Raw genomic sequence first — 16,978 nt, forward strand, 5'->3', positions numbered from 1 at the left:
ATGACCGAGATGATTCTCGAATTATTGCCCGCCGTTGACGTTGCTGACGGTCAAGCCGTGCGTTTAGTGCAGGGTGAAGCCGGCAGCGAAACAAGCTACGGTGCCCCGATCGATGCTGCTTTGGCTTGGCAGCAAGACGGCGCTGAATGGGTGCATCTGGTTGACCTGGACGCGGCTTTCGACCGAGGCTCGAACCTAGCATTGCTCCGCGATGTCGTGGCGCAATTGAACGTAAAAGTAGAGCTCTCCGGTGGTATTCGGGATGACGCCTCACTTGAAGGTGCCTTGAAGCTTGGTGCGGAGCGGGTGAACCTGGGTACCGCAGCGTTGGAAGATCCGGTGTGGACTGCAAGGGCCATTGAACGTTTTGGTGACAAGATTGCCGTTGGCCTTGATGTACGCGGCACTACTCTGGCCGCACGCGGTTGGACGAAAGATGGCGGGGATCTCTGGGAAGTGCTGGCCAGGCTTGAAGACGCCGGTTGCGCACGTTACGTGGTGACCGACGTCACTAAAGATGGCACGCTGCGTGGGCCGAACATTGAACTTTTACAACAGATGTTGGAACGCACCGATAGGCCAGTAGTAGCGTCTGGTGGAGTATCTAGCTTGGACGATTTGGTGCAACTTCGCGCGCTAGTTCCGCACGGTTTAGAGGGCGCAATTGTGGGTAAAGCCCTTTATGCTGGCGCGTTCACCTTGCCAGAAGCGTTGGATGTTGCCGGCAGGCGATGAATCAATCCGGGCATGAGCAACAGGGGAGTGCAGCTCTGCCGCCACATATTGCGGCGGCATTGCGCGGCGCCGGTGGCGAGAGCGATACCGCCGGGCAGCCTTGGCAAGGGCGAGAGCTAAACGAGCAATACCACCAGTTTGACGATGACGACGGCGCCGCCAATCAAGAGTTGTCATTGGCACTTGCTGGGCTCGTCGAGGGTAGTGCTGATGAAGCCGCGGTAGTGGCCAGCCTTGCGCAGGCCCGGGTTTTCGTCCCGATCGTGGCCACAGCAACGGTGACTGAATCAGTCGAAGTTAGTGGTTCGCACGACGATCTTCAGGGTGATAAAGAATCTGAAATGGCGTTGGTCGTGGTGTCAGCTCCGGACGGAAGAAGTGCCTTGCCGGTGTTCAGCACCGTGCAGAATCTCACGGATTGGCACCCGCAGGCTCGGCCAGTAGCCGTTTATGCGCCCAGAGCCGCGCTATCAGCGGCTGCGGAGGATGCGCAACTGTTGGTTTTAGATCCAGGATCTGAAATAACCTTCGTAGTGCGTCGTCCGGCAATGTGGGCTTTAGCGCAGCAACGCCGTTGGCTACCGAGTTACGCGGACTTAGAACTGCATCAAGAAATAAGATCGGTGCTTTCGGCGCTAGATTCAGCCGATCTCGAAGATAGACTGGGCAAGCAAACTGCGCGCGGATCGAACTTGCTCGGCCTAGATATTTTGCCGGGAGCCGGGATCCGATCAGCGGGGCCAGCTGGTGCCATACGCTCTGGTGGGGGAGCCGGACCGGAGCTGAGGTTAGTGCTACTGTTACGGCCCGGACTTTCAGCCGATTCGCTCAACGCATTCGTGGCCTCCGTTCAAACTGCGCTGGCCAGGAATGAGATGTTCGCGCAACGGGTTGACTCCTTGGAAGTCAGCGTGCACAGCGCAAGTAATGAAGTACCGGATCGTGAGGATCCAGAAAACCGCAGCTAGCATCATCGGCACTTGGGGCTGTTGAAGTTAGCCCGAGAACAAGTGAAGGTGGATAGCAGTGGATTTCGGCCAGTATCGCGAGCTTTTAGGTGTCGCGGCGGTACGTCGTCTTTTGATTGTGGCAATGCTGGCCAGAGTTCCGCATGCCGCCTCGGCAATGGTGTTGACGCTGCACGTGGTCAACACGCTAGGTCTAGGCTATGGCGCGGCCGGTGGTGTGACGGCAGCGGTAACTATCGGTATCGCTTTTGGCGGTCCATGGCGCGGCAAATTGCTCGACAAAAACGGATTGCGCAGGACGTTGGTGCTTTCCATCATCACCGAGGCAATTATCTGGTCAATTGCACCGTTCCTACCCTATGCATTCTTGATCGTTGCGGCACTTATCGGTGGCGCGCTAGCCGTACCGATTTTCACTATTGTGCGGCAAGCGCTCGGTGTGATGGTCTCCTCAACGCAACGACGCACCGCCTACGCCTTGGATTCAATTGGCACCGAACTCACTTTCATGGTGGGACCAGCTGCCGGCGTTGCCTTAGCTGCGGTGAATACTTATGCTGCGCTGGTCGTTATTGGCATCTCGTCCTCTTTGGCCGGGTTGTTCTTGTTCTGGTTCAATCCACCGACGCGTAGTGGCCAAGCTGGCAGCTACCAAGATGAAGCAGATGCCGCGGTGGACTGTATGGAGGAATTGGCTCCGGCGGAGATCGGCGGCAACGTCGTACTGCCGGTAACCGGTGCCGCTCGACGTCGATTCAACAAAGTCCAAGGCAGCCTTAGCTGGATGAGTGTCTCGGTTATTGCGGTATTGGGGGCGGCCGTAGCCACCGGGCTAACTTTGACCGGAACCGACGTCGGAATTGTGGGCTTATTGCGTGAGCATGGCCAGCAGGAACAGATCGGAATTGTCTTCTTAGTGTGGTGCGCGGCCTCGATAGTTGGCGGCATTATTTATGGTGCCTTGCATCGTAAAATCAATCCGCTGTGGCTGCTCTTGATTATGGCCGTGCTCACGGTGCCAATGGGTTTTGCGCATGAGACCTGGGCGGTGGTGCTCTTGAGCATTCCGCCGGGCTTATTTTGCGCACCGGCGCTGTCCTCGACCTCAGAATGGATTGCGGATCTGGTCCCGGAACAGCGCCGTGGCGAGGCAATGGGCTGGTTCGGGTCTGCGATCACGCTCGGCAGTGCAGTAGGGGCGCCGATGGCGGGCCTAGCGATCGACATGGTTGGCCCCTGGGGCGGCTTCGTGACAGTCGGCGTGATTGCCGCCGTGCTCGGCGCTGCCGGAATCGTAGCCCAGGCCCTGTGGAAGCGCCGGCGCGCTGCGCTAGTTTAGGCCGCCGGGTTTTGTCATATCCAGGCCAGAGTCGGCTCTAGCGCGTCGGCAAACGGCGTAGCGCTGAAGCCAAAGGCGCGTTCAGTCTCGCTCGGATCGGCCAGGAACTCGTGCCGGAACTGATAACTGCTAGCTGCCACCTCTCGCATTCTAGGGTTGATGAGACCAATGCCGCGAAGTAGCCATTGCGGAATCCCCGCGACCTTACCGGGATTGTCTTGCCTTCCAGCAATGTGGGCAACCTGATCGGCAATGTCGTTCCGGCTCGCTTCACTAGCGTGCGGCGCGATCCAGGCACGGCCTAACGCCTCGTCGCTATTGGCAACCGCAATCATAGTTTTTGCAATATCAGGAATGTAAGCCCAGCTGTGTTTGAGCGCTGGATTGCCTACTACCCAAGCAGTTTTTCCGGCAAGAAGTGGTTCAAAGAAGCCATTCCCTAGGTGTGCATTGACCGTAGCTGCTGGACCAAAATAGTCGCTCGCTCTGATTTCTGCCGCTTTGATATCGCCCCTTCGGTGCGAAGCGAAGATTGCTTCAGAGAGCTCGGCTCGAATCTGCCCTTTGGTGTCTGCCGGAGTGAAGGGGGTCTGAGCTGTCATCGGCTTCGTTGGAATGCCATGCGCGTAGAGATTACCCATCATGATCAGCTTTGCGCCAGTATTCTGAGCTGCTTCGATCGTTGCCGCGCCGATTGCCGGCCATTCTTTGGCCCAGAGCTCATAGGGCGGATTCGTGCAAATATACAGAGTCTCAGCGCCGGTTAGTGCCTGAGTCAAAGCCGAAGCGTCGTTCGCATTAACTGAAACGGCGGCGGCATGAGGTAATTGCGTGCCGCTTCGAGTGCCGACGACGACTTGGTCGCCGCGTGCGACGAGCTGACGGCTGAGTTCGGAACCGATTAGTCCGGCGCCGAGGATGAATTGCTTGGCCATGAGTACTCCTGCGATGAAGAATAAGAGAGAAGGAGAGCGGTGCTCTTGTTTGAGCATAGATCACTGACTATTCAATTACAAGAGCACTGATCTCATTTGTGTTCGGTGCTCTGAAATGGCAGACTTAACTTATGAATGAGTCATACCCTGCAGCTGAGGCACGGTCCGGACGCGGCGTACGTGCCCGTGCACGGGAGCAGATTCTGAGTGAGATTTTGGCGTTGGCGGAGGCGCAGCTTCGGGAAAAAGGAGCGTATGGGTTATCGCTCAGAGCAATAGCCCGCGAGCTAGGCATGGTCTCGTCGGCAATTTATCGATATTTTTCCAGTGCGGACGCTCTTCTTACTGCTCTTATCGTTCGGGCCTATAACGAGCTGGCGGATGCTGCACAAGCTCAGTATGACGCTGCTGGTTCTGAGCCGAGGCTGGCACAGTTTTTAGCCGTCTGTCACGGTAGCCGGGATTGGGCGATAGCTAATCCGCACCGATATGCGCTAATTTATGGCTCGCCCGTTCCCGGCTATCAAGCCCCGCCGGAGACGATTGAGCCGGCTGGCCGGGTAGGTCTGCTGATGATCGCCACCGCAACCGGTGTACAGGGGCGTGGTTTTCATCATCCGCCGTCGGAGTGGCCCCAGGAGCGGGCAGCATTGACGGCAACATTGACTGAACACTTTGGCAGCGCGCTCGAACCGGACATGATTGCCGTCGGAGTTGCTGCGTGGAGTCATCTTTTTGGCCTGATTAGTTTCGAACTGTTCGGGCATTTTGTCGGCTCGGTGTCCAATAATCGAGTCTATTTCGACGCGGTGATGCGAAATTGGGCGGCTCAGCTGGGTCTCAGCGGTACTCAAGGGCGTGAACTAATGAGCTCGCAGTACCTGCTTTGAGTTAGTTGACGGCGCCGGTGAATTTCTCGCCTGGGCCCTGACCGGGAGCGTCGGGTAAGATTGAGGCTTCGCGGAATGCTAGCTGCAATGAACGCAATCCATCGCGCAAGGGTCCGGCGTGTTGGCTGCCGATTTCCGGTGCGGCGGCCGTGACGAAACCAGCCAGAGCAGTTATGAGCTTTCGAGCCTCATCAAGGTCCTTAAGCGATTCAGCGTCAGGGCCTTCGGCGAGTCCCACTTTGACGGCCGCGGCGCTCATGAGGTGCACAGCCGCCGTCGTAATGACCTCAACAGCTGGTACCTCTGCGATGTCTCGAATAACTGAAGTTTGTTCATGCTGGTGTTGTTCGTGGCCCTGATTATCATTGAAGCTGCTCATACTGCTAAGCTTGTCATAGACCGGCTGGAAGTCGTTATTTCTTGATGTCTTCGGATTGAGAATTTACGGCCTTCCAGCTAGCAAGCGGAGCACTCTCCCACCTGTCGACCCGATGGCGGATTTTCTCGCTCGGAGTTACCAGGTAACAGGTCGGCCCTTTGGCAAAACCAGAGGAGAGCCGTATCTACGAGGCCTTCGATTGCACCGGCAGTCGGAGGCCTTCTCTTATGCCCGGTGTCTGATACCTACGTAGAACTTACAGGAGTCACACATTAGCGAGCCACGAATCAATGATCGGATCCGCGTCCCGGAGGTGCGGTTGGTGGGCCCAGCAGGCGAGCAAGTTGGCATTGTTCGGATTGAAGATGCTCTCCGCCTAGCCGCTGAGTCGGACCTGGATCTTGTTGAGGTAGCGCCGATGGCTAAGCCACCGGTGTGTAAACTCATGGATTTTGGCAAGTACAAGTACGAAGCTGCTGTGAAAGCGCGCGAAGCCCGGAAGAACCAGACCAATACGGTTCTGAAGGAAATCCGGTTCCGGCTTAAAATCGATAAGCACGATTACGAGACGAAGACTGGCCACGCGCTGCGGTTCCTCGGTGCTGGCGACAAGGTCAAAGCAATGATCCAGTTCCGCGGTCGCGAGCAGCAACGCCCTGAAATGGGCATTCGTTTGCTCAACCGCTTTGCGGAAGACGTTACTGAAGTTGGCGCAGTCGAATCGACCCCACGCATCGACGGCCGCAACATGGTTATGGTCATCGGTCCGTTGAAGAACAAGGCTGAGGCAAAAGCTGAAGCTCGTCGTGCTGCACAACGTGTTGAAGACAAGGCCCGCAACGAGGCTGTAAAAGACGGCACCGCGCGGATCGACGTCGAGACTGGTTCCGGCCCGTTGACTCAGAGCCTTGCCGATCTGCTTCCTGACGGTCTGCACTTGTCCACGGACGCGACCGAAACTGAAGAAGAGCTTGTCGTTGAAGCGGTTGAAGAAGCTGAAGTCTCGGTGCCAGAAACAAAGGTTGCCGAAGCTCCGAAAGCTGACGCTCCAAAGGTTGAAGCGCCGAAAGCTGCCGCTAAGGCTGCAGCGCCTAAAGCAGCACCGAAAGTTGCCGCAGCTAAAGCAGCGCCGAAAGCTGCTGCCAAGGTAACGGAGGACAAGCCAGCGGCTGTGACCAAAGCAGCTCCAGCGGCTAAGCCAGCTGCCGCAAAGCCAGCAACTGCTGCTAAACCAGCCGCTGCCGCAAAGCCGGCGGCTCCTAAGCCGGCTGCGAAGCCAGCAGCACCGAAACCAGCTGCGGCAAAGCCCGCAGCAGCTAAACCGGCAGTCAGCCGGAAAGCAGCGCCCAAAGAAGAAACTGGGCCCACTAGCTGATTGAATAGCCAGAATGCCTTTCTTCGGAAAGCAAACTGGCGTAAATAAACGCCAACAACCCGCCGGGTTGTTGCCTGAGAACCACCGGCCTAGCTGGTGGAGATTTAAGGAGATAGGTTTCCATGCCGAAGATGAAGACCCACAGTGGTGCCAAGAAGCGCTTCAAGCTGACCGGTAGCGGCAAGCTCAAGCGCCAGCAGGCCAACCGCCGTCACTACCTCGAGCACAAGCCGAGCACCTTGACCCGTCGTCTGGCAGCAGACAAGACGGTTTCACCGGCAGATGCTAAAAACATCAAGAAGATGCTGGGCATCTAACTTATTCAACCGGCTGCCTTCGCCGCCAAGAAAAGCCTTCTCAGGCAGATCAGTTGATATGAGCTTGAGAGCATTAGCAAAAGGAGTACGCACGTGGCACGTGTGAAGCGGGCAGTAAACGCCCACAAAAAGCGTCGGGTTATTCTCGAGCGCGCCAAAGGTTACCGCGGTCAGCGTTCACGCCTGTACCGTAAGGCAAAAGAGCAGCTGCTGCACTCGTTCGTGTACAGCTATGGTGACCGTCGCAAGCGTAAGGGCGACTTCCGTCGGCTCTGGATTCAGCGTATCAACGCTGCATCACGCGCCAACGGCCTGACCTACAACCGCTTGATCCAGGGCTTGAAGGCTGCCTCGATCGAGGTTGACCGCCGGATGCTTTCTGAGCTTGCTGTCAACGACGCCGCTGCGTTCGCTGGCCTGGTCAAATTGGCTAAAGCCGCGCTGCCCGCAGATACCTCTGCTCCGGTAGCCAACTAGTCAGTCAAAGCTTCAGTGTGCTGCCGCATTTAGTGAGCAGGTGCGCTAAGGTTTTTGAGTGATTAACGACGACGGGCGCCCGCTAGTAGAACCCATGACCAATCCCGGTGCAGACCGGGTGAAGGACGTGGCTAAACTGGCTGGGCGCCCTTCGCGTACCCGGCGACGGCAGTTTTTAGCTGAAGGACCGCAAGCGGTCCGTGAAGCGTTGCGGGCGCACCGGGACTGTCTGGCCGCCGGCGGTAACGCCGTCGTCGATGAGGTCTATGCGAGCCGTGGGTGTTTAGACCGCTACCCGGATTTTGAAGAACTGACAGAATCTGGCCCACAGATCAGAATCGCCAGTGAGCTGGTGCTGTCCGCGATGGCAGATACCGTGAAACCGCAAGGCATTATTGCGGTGTGCCGGTTTGTCGATGTGCCTTTGCAGGAAGTTCTGGCCGCTAAACCCCAGCTGATTGCAATGCTCTGTCGGGTACAAGATCCCGGAAACGCTGGTACGGTGCTTCGTGCAGCTGATGCCGCTGGCGCAGACGCCGTGATCTTCAGTAATTCCAGCGTGGATGTTTATAACCCCAAGGCAGTCCGCAGCACGGTCGGTTCGCTCTTTCACCTGCCGGTGGTACTTGGCGCGGATCCGGCAGAAGTTGCACGCCAGTGTCGCATCGCTGGCATCGGCGTCCTCGCTGCGGATGGCTATGGCGCGCTCAACTTGGATCAACTTCAAGATGAATCGGCGGCGCGCAGCTTTGATCAAGAAACGCCTGAATCCGCATACCCTTTGGAGCAGCCAACACTGTGGTTTTTCGGTAATGAAGCGCAAGGGCTTTCTACCGAGGAACTTGAGGCCGCCGACCATCGCGTTGCGGTGCCGGTTCATGGTTCGGCGGAGAGCCTCAACGTGGGCACTGCGGCCACTGTTTGTCTTTACGCAAGCGCGCGGGCTCAACAGCGCGGCTGACACAAAGAGGCCCGCAGCGCTGTTTGCAGCGCCAAGGGCCTCGATGAGTAATTCTGGTTAGGCGTGTGATTTTCGACCGGTGATGGCACCCCAAATGCCGGCGACTACGAAACCGCCGACAATTGCGAGGATCCAGGAACCAAGGTTCCAGAATTCCATCTTCCCGGAATTGAAGAGCAAGCTTCCGATCCAGCCGCCGACGATTCCCAGGATCAGGCTGGTAACCCAGCCGCCGGTGACTTTACCGGGCATAACTACCTTGACGATGGCTCCGACGACGAGGCCCAGAACGATCCATCCAATGAAACCCATGACTCCTCCTTCAGATAGAGCTGATTCATTAACGGTACGCCTGATACGCACAGGAAAGGGGTCCAAGGAGAGATAACAATCTGGGGTGTGTCGTAAAGATGTCCGCACAGCGAAGATCACGGTAGCGTTGCAGCAGCAAAGCTCGATGCAAGTCCTGATGGAGGAAAACGGATGTCTACCGAGGGTGGCACCAAAGCGATAGTTGCGGCCCTGACCGCTAACTTGTGCATTGCGGTGTTGAAGTTTTTGGCCTTTTTATTGACCCGATCTTCATCGATGTTGGCCGAGTCGATTCACTCAGTTGCAGACTCAGGCAATCAGGTTCTGCTGCTGATTGGCGGCAAACACGCCGCTAAACAAGCCAGTGCCGAGCACCCTTTTGGCTATGGACGGGAACGCTACCTTTATGCCTTCATTGTTTCAATCGTGCTTTTCAGCGTGGGCGGGTTGTTTGCTTTGTACGAAGCTTGGGAGAAATTCCATGATCCACACGGCTTCGAAGGCCCATGGTGGTGGGTGCCGCTCGTAGTGCTACTCGGTGCGATTGTCTTGGAAGGGTTTTCCTTTCGCACCGCGATCAGAGAATCAAATCGCAGTCGAGGCAAACGCTCATGGCCAATGTTCATTCGCACGGCTAAAGCGCCCGAGCTGCCCGTGGTGCTGCTGGAAGACTCTGCGGCGCTTGCCGGTCTAGTCTTTGCGCTCTTCGGCGTCAGTATGACGTTAGTGACCGGCGATGGGGTGTGGGACGCTATTGGCACTGCACTAATCGGCCTGTTACTCGTTTTGGTTGCTATTGTGCTGGCAATCGAAACTAAATCACTGCTGTTGGGGGAGTCCGCGACGGTAGAGGATGTCACCGCCATCGAAGCTGCCCTGATTGGTCCCGGTGTCAGCCGGATCATTCACTTGAAAACCATGCATTTGGGCCCGGAGGAACTCTTAGTAGCGGCGAAAATCGCCATTGAGGATTCGGCAACAGGAGTCGCGATAGCAAAGGCGATAAACGACGCCGAGCGACGGATTAGGGCGGCAGTACCTATTGTAAAAGTGATTTATCTGGAGCCGGACATCTATAGCGTTACGGCAGCTGGGTTGCCGGCTGCTTCTGACGGCGATCAACTCGGCCGCTAAACGCGGCAATACCCAAGCCCAGAATGGCAAGGCCCGCGCCAACCAGTGCGGGAGCCACATAACCCCAACCCCAAGCGATAACGAGTCCACCCAGGAACGCGCCTAATGCGTTGGCGATATTGAGCGCGGAGTGATTCATCGAAGAGGCAAGTGATTGGGCTCCCGGTGAAACATCGAGGAGCCTGGTCTGTAGCGCAGGTACTAGCATGGCGCCAGAGGCTCCGATCAAGAGCACCAACGGCAAAGCCGACCAGATCTGATGAACGCCAATGCTGAAAATTAGCAGGATCGCAGCGATGACGCCCATCATGATGTAGATGCTGCCCATCACGGAGCGATCTGCCATTCGGCCGCCAACAACATTTCCAATCACCATGCCAACGCCGTAAATTGCGACGACGAGGGGTAGCCAATCGGAAGGCAAACCGGTCACTTCGGTCATGGTCGGCGCAATATAGGCATAAACGGCGAAAAAGCCGCCAAAGCCAACAATGCCGATCAAGAGCGCAAGCCACACCTGAATACGCTTCAACGCGCTCAACTCGCCCCGCACCGATGCACCTTCGGCTGCAGGTTGTGCCGGGATAAAAATCCAGAGGCACAGCACGGTAATTGCGCCAATAATAGTCACCAAAATAAAGAGCAACCGCCAACCGAATTGCTGACCAATAAAGGTCGCCAAGGGTACGCCGACGACGTTAGCGATGGACAGTCCCAGCATCACCATTGAAATGGCACGACCGCGCTTGGTCGGTGAGACCAGCGACGCGGCAAGCACTGCGGCCACGCCGAAGAATGCGCCGTGTGGTAGCCCCGAAATAAAGCGAGTGATCAACAAGTACCAGAAATCTTGTGCCAAGAACGAAGAGAAGTTGCCCAAGGTGAACAGCACCATAAGCGCGATGACCACACGTTTTCTTGGCATTTTGGCTGCAACGGCTGCCAGAATGGGCGCACCAACAACTACGCCCAATGCGTAAGCTGAAATCAGGTGGCCGGCTTCCGGGATAGTGACATTTACCCCCTGGGCCACATTGGGCAACAAGCCCATCATGGCGAACTCGATGGTGCCAATGCCAAACCCGCCCATGGCAAGCGAGATGATCGCTAAGGCCACATGGCGAGAGGAAAAATTGTGTTGAGGCTGTTGCATGCTGCTCTTTCCGGTGCGGTGTTTGCAGCTCTATTCCATCACGGCCTTTGCTAAAGAACAGACCGTAGAATGCCTTTGTGAAGTCAAAGCAAATTGTAGGTGGGGCTATTGTCGATGATCTGCAGCGACCGAGCCGTCTTTTGGTAGCTCGACGCAGCGCACCCGAGTCATCGCTGGGGCTGTGGGAATTCCCCGGCGGTAAGGTCGAAATCGCCGAACTACCTGAGGCTGCTTTGCATCGTGAACTTGCCGAAGAGCTGGGGGTTCAAGTCAAACTTGGTCATGAAGTGACCGGACCGGATACCGATGGTTGACTGCTTGGCAATGGTGCACGGATGCGGGTTTGGTTTGTCCAGATTATCCGCGGGGAACCATTGCCGCTGGAAGATCATGACCAGCTTCAATGGATGCCGCTGTCTGAAGAATCAGCACTGATGGCGTTGCCGTGGATTCCGGCAGATTTTCCGATCGTGGCGGAGCTGCTCAGGTCAGTTTATGGGCGAAGCGCATAAGGTTTCCGTCCGGATCCACATGGGCACCCTCACGTAATCCATATTCAGTGTCAACGGGCATGCCCGTTGGGCAACGAATCTCAGCGTTATCCGAAACTGCTTTCCATTGCAGCGCACGTGCGTCTGCATCGTCGACTTCAATGAAAGCCGCCGAGAAGTTAGTTTCTGGGTCAATGCCGGGCGCTTGCCACAGGTGGATGCGTACCGCGCCAAGTTTGGCGTAGGCATAGTCTTCATCGCCGTCGTACTTTGCGACCTCAAACCCCAGGGCCTCGTAATGACTGATTGATCGTTCTAAATCAACTACCGGAAAGACCGGAGCGATCTGGGCGAATTTGACCGTGTTGACCATATGCCGAGCATATCCCGGGGCTGGCGGCGATAGCCAGTGTCTGCACGGCGGTTCAAATTTATGCCAGACTGGTATTTTCGGCAATGGTCGAAAATATGGCGTTTCAAGCAGGGAGAACCCGATGTCACAGTCCGAAGAGGGTCAAAGCGCCGCCGTTGACGGCGCTGCGAGCAGCGAGGATACCAAGCGGAAGTTCCGTGAAGCTCTCGAGAAGAAGAACGCTAAGCATCACGCCACAGTGGAAGCTACCCAGGGTTCTAAAATCAGTTCGTCGCATTCTTCCGCAGCTACCAAGCGCGAGTTTCGACGGAAGAGCGGCTAAAACAGCGTCGCCTCGGTAACTGCAGATGCGGAAGTAGCGACCGTTTCACGCTTTCGTTGCGTGCTGCTTTTGCCAAAGGGCTGACGAATCGGCCAACGCCCTTTTGTCGCTGAAATTGGCAAGCCCCCCTCGGGGTACTGCGCTTCTTCTTTTCGCGCGTCGAGAACTGTTTCATGCATATAGGCTTGTGTGCCGCCGAAACCGTGTCTGGTTTTGGCGGCATTCACTTTCTGCGCCAACCATTGCCGGTACTCTTTGGGCGCATAGGAGCCATTTCCGTAGAGGCCCCGATATTTGCTGACCAACCCTGGATAATTCTTTGCAAGCCAGGACATGAACCAGTCTTTGGTGCCAGGACGCAAATACAAAGCACCCGCAGTGACGCCAGTCGCCCCGGCTGCCGCCAAGGGGGCCAGCAGAGAATCTAGCGCCTCATCACTATCGGTGAGCCACGGCAATATTGGCATCGCCATCACTCCGCAAGGTAGGCCGGCAGATCTCAACCGCGAGATCAACGCCAATCGGGCTTTTGGCGAAGGGGTGCCGGGCTCAAGAACCTTGGCCAGTGCCTCATCGGTGAGCGCCAGCGAGATGCCCATGCCAATGGGGACCTGGCGAGCTGCATCTTTAAGCACTGGAATATCCCGACCCAATAGCGTGCCTTTGGTTAAGATAGACAGTGGGCTGCCTGACTCGGCCAGGGCTTTGATGATTCCTGGTATCAGTTAGTAGCGACCCTCCGCCCGTTGATAGGGATCGGTGTTGGTTCCCAACGCTACGTGGTGCCGGCCCCAACTAGGCTTTGCCAACTCAACCCGAAGAACTTCGACAGCATTTACTTTGACTACCACTTGAGAGTCGAAATCCAGCCCCGGATCGAAATCGAGGTAGGTATGGGATTTTCGGGCGAAACAATAAACGCAGGCGTGAGAACAGCCTCGATAGGGGCTGATGGTCCAGCTGAACGGCATCGTTGAAGAGGCGGGCACCTTATTCAGTACGGATTTAGCGGCTACTTCGTGGAATGCGACGCCAGCGAATTCGGGGGTGCGGACGGTGCGTCAAAAACCTTGCATTGGCAGCAGAGATGGCCGCTCGGGACGGGATGAACTCTGAGCCGAGCTATCGGTGCTGATATTGAGGGCCTCTTGAGCGAGGACTTGTTGGGATTCCCATCGCATGAAGCTATTAGAACATAAATGCTATTAATGTACAAGCAAATAGAATATATATTTCCTTCCTCGGCATGGATCAAAAGGGAACCTGCCGTTGCGGTGAGACGTTACTGTGAGTTACAGCACACTACTCGCGCTGATTCGAATTATTCTGGCGGTGGGCGCGTCGGAGATTCTGTGGACCAAGGAGACCATCATGCCAAATGTGGCAACCATTCTGACTGAGAGCGCAGCAACGTATCCCGAGGTTTTGTCGATCAAGCTTGATGACGTTGAGCTGAGTTTTGCCGCACTCAACGGATTGAGCATGAAAGTGGCAGGATTGTTGGCTGCCCGAGGTGTGGCCAAAGGGGACCGAGTGGCTATTATCAGCCCGAACATTCCACAAATGCCTGCTATCTACTATGGAATCCTCCGCTACGGTGCGATAGTAGTGCCACTCAATCCGCTCTTGAAATCGCGTGAAGTGGAGTATCACCTACAGAACTCCGAGGCAAAGCTCGCTTTCGCTTGGGAGGGCGTCCTTGGCGAAGTTAACGCAGGGGCCGAAGCTGCTGGCACCGAAGTCATTCCGGTTGACGCTCAGTTCATGGCTTTGCTTTCCCAGGTTGAGCCTTTGGTCGAGGTTACCGAGGTCGCCGGCGACGACACCGCGGTCATTCTCTATACCTCCGGCACCACTGGGCGACCGAAAGGCGCCGAGTTGACGCATTCAAATCTGCTAAGCAATGCCACGGTGTCTCGAAACCTGCACGATATTAGCTATGGTGATGTGATTTTCGGCGGTTTGCCTTTCTTTCATATCTTCGGGCAGACCTGTGCGCTCAACGCCGCGGTAATGTCCGGCGCCGCCGTAACTCTTTTGCCACGCTTCGATCCGCTCAGGGCCCTCGAAATTATTGAACTCGATAAAGTGACGATCTTCGAAGGTGTGCCGACCATGTACATCGGATTACTTCGAGTACCAGATCGCAGCCGTTTTGATGCTTTGACACTGCGCATGGCGGTCTCTGGTGGGGCTGCGCTTCCGCTCGGTGTGAATCGCCCCGGCGTGTCCGGAGACTTTCTTGTTTGAGAGGATCAGGACATGGCAGGGAAAACTACGACACGGTATCCGCAGGAGTTGAAGGATCGTGCGGAGATGGAGGGTGCGTCTTCGGAGTGGGCGGCGATGCAAAAAGTTGCCCAGCTTTTGGGTGTGGGTGTGCCGGAAACGGTGCGTAAATGGGTCCGGCAAGCCGAGATCGATGTTGGTACTAGAACTGGAACAACGAGCACGGAATCGGCCGAGCTGAAACGGTTACGGCGTGAGAACGCTGAGCTGAAACGGGCGAACGCGATCCTTCGGAGTGCTTCAGCTTTTTTCGCGGTCGAACTCGACCGCCACAACACTGATCGTGAAATACATCAAGGACCATGCCGGTCACCGCGAGAATAATGGATTGCGGTGGGGTGTCGAGTCGATCTGCCAGGTGCTTACTGGGACGGGGTGAAGACCACCCCGTCCACGTACTACGAATGGGTGGATAAAACACGATCTCACCGAGAACAACGTGATGAGGTGCTCAAGCCCGTGATCCAGAAGGTGTATGCCGCTAATTACGGGGTTTACGGCACCAGGAAAGTCTGGTTGGCGATGAACCGTGAAGGTGTGCCGGTGGCCAGGTGCACGGTAGAACGGCTCATGGGGTTACTTGGCATACAGGGTGCGGTCCGTGGCAAGGTCAAACGCACCACGATCAAAGACTCGAAGGCGGCCCGAGCGAAGGACTTGGTCCGCCGTGATTTCACACCAACGGCACCGGATCGGCTATGGGTAGATGATTTCACCTATGTTTCGACCTGGTCCGGGTGGGTCTATGTTGCCTTCGTGATCGATGCTTACTCTCGGAGGATCCTGGGCTGGTCAGCGAGTGCTTCTATGAACACCGTGCTAGTGCTCAACGCAGTTAATCAGGCAATCTGGAGTCGTGAACGGGCCGGGGCTGAGATTTCCGGGGTGATTCATCATCACGATGCCGGGGCTCAATACGCCTCCTTGGCCTTCACCGAACGCCTGGCCCAGGCCGGTATCCGCCCCTCGATCGGTTCTGTGGGTGATAGTTACGACAACGTCTTGGCGGAAACCATCAACGGGCTTTATAAGACCGAGCTGATCAAACCCGGCAAGCCCTGGCGGACTCTAGAAGAAGTCGAAATCGGCACTGCTGAATGGGCCGATTGGTACAACCACCGAAGGCTCTACCAGTACTGCGGAGACATCCCACCAGTAGAGCTAGAAAACCACTACTACAATCACTACCAGAGCACGGCAGCCGCCGACAGGCTCATCGTCTGAGAAACCCTCCGGACACACCGGGGCGATTCATATCTACACAGGGGACCTGGCTCGCCAAGATGAAGACGGCCTGTATTTCATCGTCGATCGGAAAAGGACATGATTCTCCGCGGCGGATACAACATCTATCCGCGTGAAGTGGAAGAAGTTTTGTATGAACATCCCGCAGTAGCGGAGGCCGCAGTGATTGGTAGACCCGATTCTGAGTATGGCGAGGAGATAGTCGCCGTCGTCGCGCTTAAAGACGGTGCCGCAGGGGCTGAACAGCCAGAAAAGCTCGCTGCTGAAATTCGTGAATTCGTCAAAGAGCGAATTGCTGCCTACATAAATACCCGCGCGAGGTGCACATTATCGACACGCTACCCAAGGGGCCAACCGGGAAAATCCTCAAACGGGAAATTTCACTCTGACCTGACAAGATCTGACTGCGCCAGATGCCCCCGATTCCAGCAGCACCGGAATCGGGGGCATCTTCTGCGCTGTAGTGCCGATCAGATCAGTTCCCAGCTAGCGGTCACGCTTGCCGTTACCGCCTTCTCGCCAGCTTCGATTGGCATCGAATCTGATGAAGCAAACGATGCGGCACGCATCGTGATCGGTCCATTGCCGCGCTCGAAAGATTCTGCGATGGTGAGGACCTTACCCAGCGTCCGTCCAGCTAGTTCCGCGTAGTGCGAAGCATTGTGTAATGCATCAGCCCATGCAAGGGTGCGGGCTTGTTCGGCAGCGGCACTGGGGTCGGAAATATCTGGCTGCAGGCCATTGAGCCTGACGTCGTTGCCGCCAGCTTCGACGATCGCCGCAATCGTCTGTTGAGTCTGCTCTTGCAGCCCTAGCCGGACCGTTAGGGTACTGGAGCACTGGTATCCGGTGACTACATTGCCTTTGCCATCTTGCCAAACAGTTTCGGCATGAAGTGAAAGTCCGCTAGTTGCGCTGTTTTTACGATCGATGTTGGCGCTTTCCAAAGCTCGTTGTACTGACTGCATAGAACGGGATGCATCTTGGTACGCGCCCACTAGAGTTTTGCGACTCACCTCGACACCGATGTTAAGTGTGAGCAAATCCGGAGTCTGGTTAGCGCTGCCGCGGCCGGTAACCGTGACCGTGTTGCCTCCGTTGTTTGCGATGCTGTTTTCCATGAGATCTCCTATCAACGACGCTGATTGCTCCCACCGTAACTGTCTAAGCTGAGTGTGCCCAGCCTTTGGCATTCAGTTCCGCTCAGCGCGGATCAGATCGCACAGCGCGGGGGATGGGCGCCGGATTCCACACCGGAGGCCGCGATTGAATAGACTGATTCC

At 56.3% G+C, this 16,978-nt stretch carries 18 protein-coding genes and 3 pseudogenes; 14 read left to right on the forward strand and 7 right to left on the reverse strand.

The window, feature by feature from the left end; translation table 11 throughout:
- From priA to RSAL33209_RS03160, 3 genes are read left to right on the forward strand one after another with little or no spacing between them, the layout of a single operon-like run.
- A complete protein-coding gene (gene priA / locus RSAL33209_RS03150) occupies positions 1-735 on the forward strand; it encodes a bifunctional 1-(5-phosphoribosyl)-5-((5-phosphoribosylamino)methylideneamino)imidazole-4-carboxamide isomerase/phosphoribosylanthranilate isomerase PriA (RefSeq protein WP_012244185.1) in 735 nt (244 codons plus the stop codon).
- Positions 732-1,703: an SseB family protein gene (locus RSAL33209_RS03155; RefSeq protein ID WP_012244186.1), complete on the forward strand. Its 972-nt coding sequence runs from the start codon at positions 732-734 to the stop codon at positions 1,701-1,703. The genes priA and RSAL33209_RS03155 overlap by 4 nt, the downstream gene beginning before the upstream one ends.
- Before the next feature lie 58 nt (positions 1,704-1,761).
- On the forward strand, positions 1,762-3,042 hold the full coding sequence (locus tag RSAL33209_RS03160) for an MFS transporter (RefSeq protein ID WP_012244187.1): 1,281 nt from the start codon (positions 1,762-1,764) through the stop codon (positions 3,040-3,042).
- Positions 3,043-3,056: 14 nt separating this feature from the next.
- Here the strand turns inward: RSAL33209_RS03160 and RSAL33209_RS03165 are convergent, their stop codons facing one another.
- Positions 3,057-3,977 (reverse strand): NAD-dependent epimerase/dehydratase family protein, encoded by a 921-nt coding sequence (locus RSAL33209_RS03165; protein WP_041685093.1) that lies wholly within the window; start codon positions 3,975-3,977, stop codon positions 3,057-3,059.
- Positions 3,978-4,108: 131 nt separating this feature from the next.
- Between RSAL33209_RS03165 and RSAL33209_RS03170 the strand changes: the two genes are divergently transcribed.
- Entirely contained in the window at positions 4,109-4,867 is a 759-nt protein-coding gene (locus RSAL33209_RS03170; RefSeq protein WP_012244189.1) for a TetR/AcrR family transcriptional regulator, read from the forward strand.
- Position 4,868: 1 nt separating this feature from the next.
- Here RSAL33209_RS03170 and RSAL33209_RS03175 read toward each other — a convergent pair whose 3' ends face one another.
- Positions 4,869-5,246: a DUF1844 domain-containing protein gene (locus RSAL33209_RS03175; RefSeq protein WP_012244190.1), complete on the reverse strand. Its 378-nt coding sequence runs from the start codon at positions 5,244-5,246 to the stop codon at positions 4,869-4,871.
- Positions 5,247-5,568: 322 nt separating this feature from the next.
- Between RSAL33209_RS03175 and infC the strand changes: the two genes are divergently transcribed.
- The 4 genes from infC to RSAL33209_RS03195 all read left to right on the forward strand — a co-directional run bounded on the left by infC (position 5,569) and on the right by RSAL33209_RS03195 (position 8,376).
- Complete coding sequence (infC, locus tag RSAL33209_RS03180; protein WP_233494263.1) at positions 5,569-6,621, forward strand: translation initiation factor IF-3; 1,053 nt, start codon at positions 5,569-5,571, stop codon at positions 6,619-6,621.
- A 122-nt stretch (positions 6,622-6,743) separates the two neighbouring features.
- Positions 6,744-6,938, forward strand: a complete 195-nt coding sequence (gene rpmI / locus RSAL33209_RS03185; protein ID WP_012244192.1) for a 50S ribosomal protein L35 — start codon at positions 6,744-6,746, stop codon at positions 6,936-6,938.
- A 93-nt stretch (positions 6,939-7,031) separates the two neighbouring features.
- Positions 7,032-7,415, forward strand: coding sequence for a 50S ribosomal protein L20 (rplT, locus tag RSAL33209_RS03190; protein ID WP_012244193.1), 384 nt, complete (start codon positions 7,032-7,034; stop codon positions 7,413-7,415).
- Between the two features lie 61 nt (positions 7,416-7,476).
- Entirely contained in the window at positions 7,477-8,376 is a 900-nt protein-coding gene (locus RSAL33209_RS03195) for a TrmH family RNA methyltransferase (RefSeq protein ID WP_041685095.1), read from the forward strand.
- Between the two features lie 57 nt (positions 8,377-8,433).
- On the opposite strand, the gene RSAL33209_RS03200 is transcribed toward RSAL33209_RS03195, so the two are convergent.
- Positions 8,434-8,688, reverse strand: a complete 255-nt coding sequence (locus RSAL33209_RS03200) for a GlsB/YeaQ/YmgE family stress response membrane protein (RefSeq protein WP_041684364.1) — start codon at positions 8,686-8,688, stop codon at positions 8,434-8,436.
- A gap of 171 nt (positions 8,689-8,859) precedes the next feature.
- Here RSAL33209_RS03200 and RSAL33209_RS03205 point away from each other — a divergent pair, with 171 nt between their 5' ends.
- Entirely contained in the window at positions 8,860-9,822 is a 963-nt protein-coding gene (locus tag RSAL33209_RS03205; protein WP_041684366.1) for a cation diffusion facilitator family transporter, read from the forward strand.
- On the opposite strand, the gene RSAL33209_RS03210 is transcribed toward RSAL33209_RS03205, so the two are convergent.
- The gene (locus tag RSAL33209_RS03210; protein WP_012244196.1) at positions 9,770-10,975 is read right to left on the reverse strand and encodes an MFS transporter; all 1,206 of its coding nucleotides are present in this window, start codon (positions 10,973-10,975) and stop codon (positions 9,770-9,772) included. The genes RSAL33209_RS03205 and RSAL33209_RS03210 overlap by 53 nt on opposite strands.
- A gap of 77 nt (positions 10,976-11,052) precedes the next feature.
- Between RSAL33209_RS03210 and RSAL33209_RS19505 the strand changes: the two genes are divergently transcribed.
- The gene (locus tag RSAL33209_RS19505; protein WP_012244197.1) at positions 11,053-11,289 is read left to right on the forward strand and encodes an NUDIX domain-containing protein; all 237 of its coding nucleotides are present in this window, start codon (positions 11,053-11,055) and stop codon (positions 11,287-11,289) included.
- Between the two features lie 169 nt (positions 11,290-11,458).
- Here RSAL33209_RS19505 and RSAL33209_RS03220 read toward each other — a convergent pair whose 3' ends face one another.
- Positions 11,459-11,839 (reverse strand): bleomycin resistance protein, encoded by a 381-nt coding sequence (locus RSAL33209_RS03220; protein WP_041684368.1) that lies wholly within the window; start codon positions 11,837-11,839, stop codon positions 11,459-11,461.
- A gap of 121 nt (positions 11,840-11,960) precedes the next feature.
- Here RSAL33209_RS03220 and RSAL33209_RS03225 point away from each other — a divergent pair, with 121 nt between their 5' ends.
- On the forward strand, positions 11,961-12,161 hold the full coding sequence (locus RSAL33209_RS03225; RefSeq protein WP_041684370.1) for a DUF5302 domain-containing protein: 201 nt from the start codon (positions 11,961-11,963) through the stop codon (positions 12,159-12,161).
- Here RSAL33209_RS03225 and RSAL33209_RS03230 read toward each other — a convergent pair.
- Positions 12,158-13,342 (reverse strand): annotated as a pseudogene (locus RSAL33209_RS03230) (Rv2578c family radical SAM protein). The gene RSAL33209_RS03225 and the pseudogene RSAL33209_RS03230 sit on opposite strands and share 4 nt — an antisense overlap.
- 106 nt (positions 13,343-13,448) lie before the next feature.
- On the opposite strand from RSAL33209_RS03230, the gene RSAL33209_RS03235 reads away from it, so the two are divergent.
- The 3 genes and pseudogenes from RSAL33209_RS03235 to RSAL33209_RS16865 all read left to right on the forward strand — a co-directional run.
- Positions 13,449-14,411 (forward strand): AMP-binding protein, encoded by a 963-nt coding sequence (locus RSAL33209_RS03235; protein WP_012244201.1) that lies wholly within the window; start codon positions 13,449-13,451, stop codon positions 14,409-14,411.
- A gap of 12 nt (positions 14,412-14,423) precedes the next feature.
- A pseudogene (locus tag RSAL33209_RS03245) lies at positions 14,424-15,674 on the forward strand (IS3 family transposase).
- Positions 15,675-15,711: 37 nt separating this feature from the next.
- A pseudogene (locus RSAL33209_RS16865) lies at positions 15,712-16,084 on the forward strand (AMP-binding enzyme); the annotation flags it as partial.
- An 81-nt stretch (positions 16,085-16,165) separates the two neighbouring features.
- On the opposite strand, the gene RSAL33209_RS03250 reads toward RSAL33209_RS16865, so the two are convergent.
- On the reverse strand, positions 16,166-16,816 hold the full coding sequence (locus RSAL33209_RS03250; protein ID WP_041684371.1) for an SIMPL domain-containing protein: 651 nt from the start codon (positions 16,814-16,816) through the stop codon (positions 16,166-16,168).
- Positions 16,817-16,978 lie beyond the last annotated feature (162 nt).

It is taken from the genome of Renibacterium salmoninarum ATCC 33209 (genome assembly GCF_000018885.1).
In the GTDB taxonomy this organism is placed as follows: Bacteria; Actinomycetota; Actinomycetes; order Actinomycetales; family Micrococcaceae; genus Renibacterium; species Renibacterium salmoninarum.

Bases quoted from the DNA above. Each gene is read 5' to 3' on its own strand.
- priA (WP_012244185.1), top strand. From the start codon at position 1: ATGACCGAGATGATTCTCGAATTATTGCCCGCCGTTGACGTTGCTGAC.
- RSAL33209_RS03155 (WP_012244186.1), top strand. From the start codon at position 732: ATGAATCAATCCGGGCATGAGCAACAGGGGAGTGCAGCTCTGCCGCCA.
- RSAL33209_RS03165 (WP_041685093.1), bottom strand. From the start codon at position 3,977: ATGGCCAAGCAATTCATCCTCGGCGCCGGACTAATCGGTTCCGAACTC.
- RSAL33209_RS03170 (WP_012244189.1), top strand. From the start codon at position 4,109: ATGAATGAGTCATACCCTGCAGCTGAGGCACGGTCCGGACGCGGCGTA.
- RSAL33209_RS03175 (WP_012244190.1), bottom strand. From the start codon at position 5,246: ATGAGCAGCTTCAATGATAATCAGGGCCACGAACAACACCAGCATGAA.
- rpmI (WP_012244192.1), top strand. From the start codon at position 6,744: ATGCCGAAGATGAAGACCCACAGTGGTGCCAAGAAGCGCTTCAAGCTG.
- RSAL33209_RS03200 (WP_041684364.1), bottom strand. From the start codon at position 8,688: ATGGGTTTCATTGGATGGATCGTTCTGGGCCTCGTCGTCGGAGCCATC.
- RSAL33209_RS03205 (WP_041684366.1), top strand. From the start codon at position 8,860: ATGTCTACCGAGGGTGGCACCAAAGCGATAGTTGCGGCCCTGACCGCT.
- RSAL33209_RS03210 (WP_012244196.1), bottom strand. From the start codon at position 10,975: ATGCAACAGCCTCAACACAATTTTTCCTCTCGCCATGTGGCCTTAGCG.
- RSAL33209_RS03220 (WP_041684368.1), bottom strand. From the start codon at position 11,839: ATGGTCAACACGGTCAAATTCGCCCAGATCGCTCCGGTCTTTCCGGTA.
- RSAL33209_RS03225 (WP_041684370.1), top strand. From the start codon at position 11,961: ATGTCACAGTCCGAAGAGGGTCAAAGCGCCGCCGTTGACGGCGCTGCG.
- RSAL33209_RS03250 (WP_041684371.1), bottom strand. From the start codon at position 16,816: ATGGAAAACAGCATCGCAAACAACGGAGGCAACACGGTCACGGTTACC.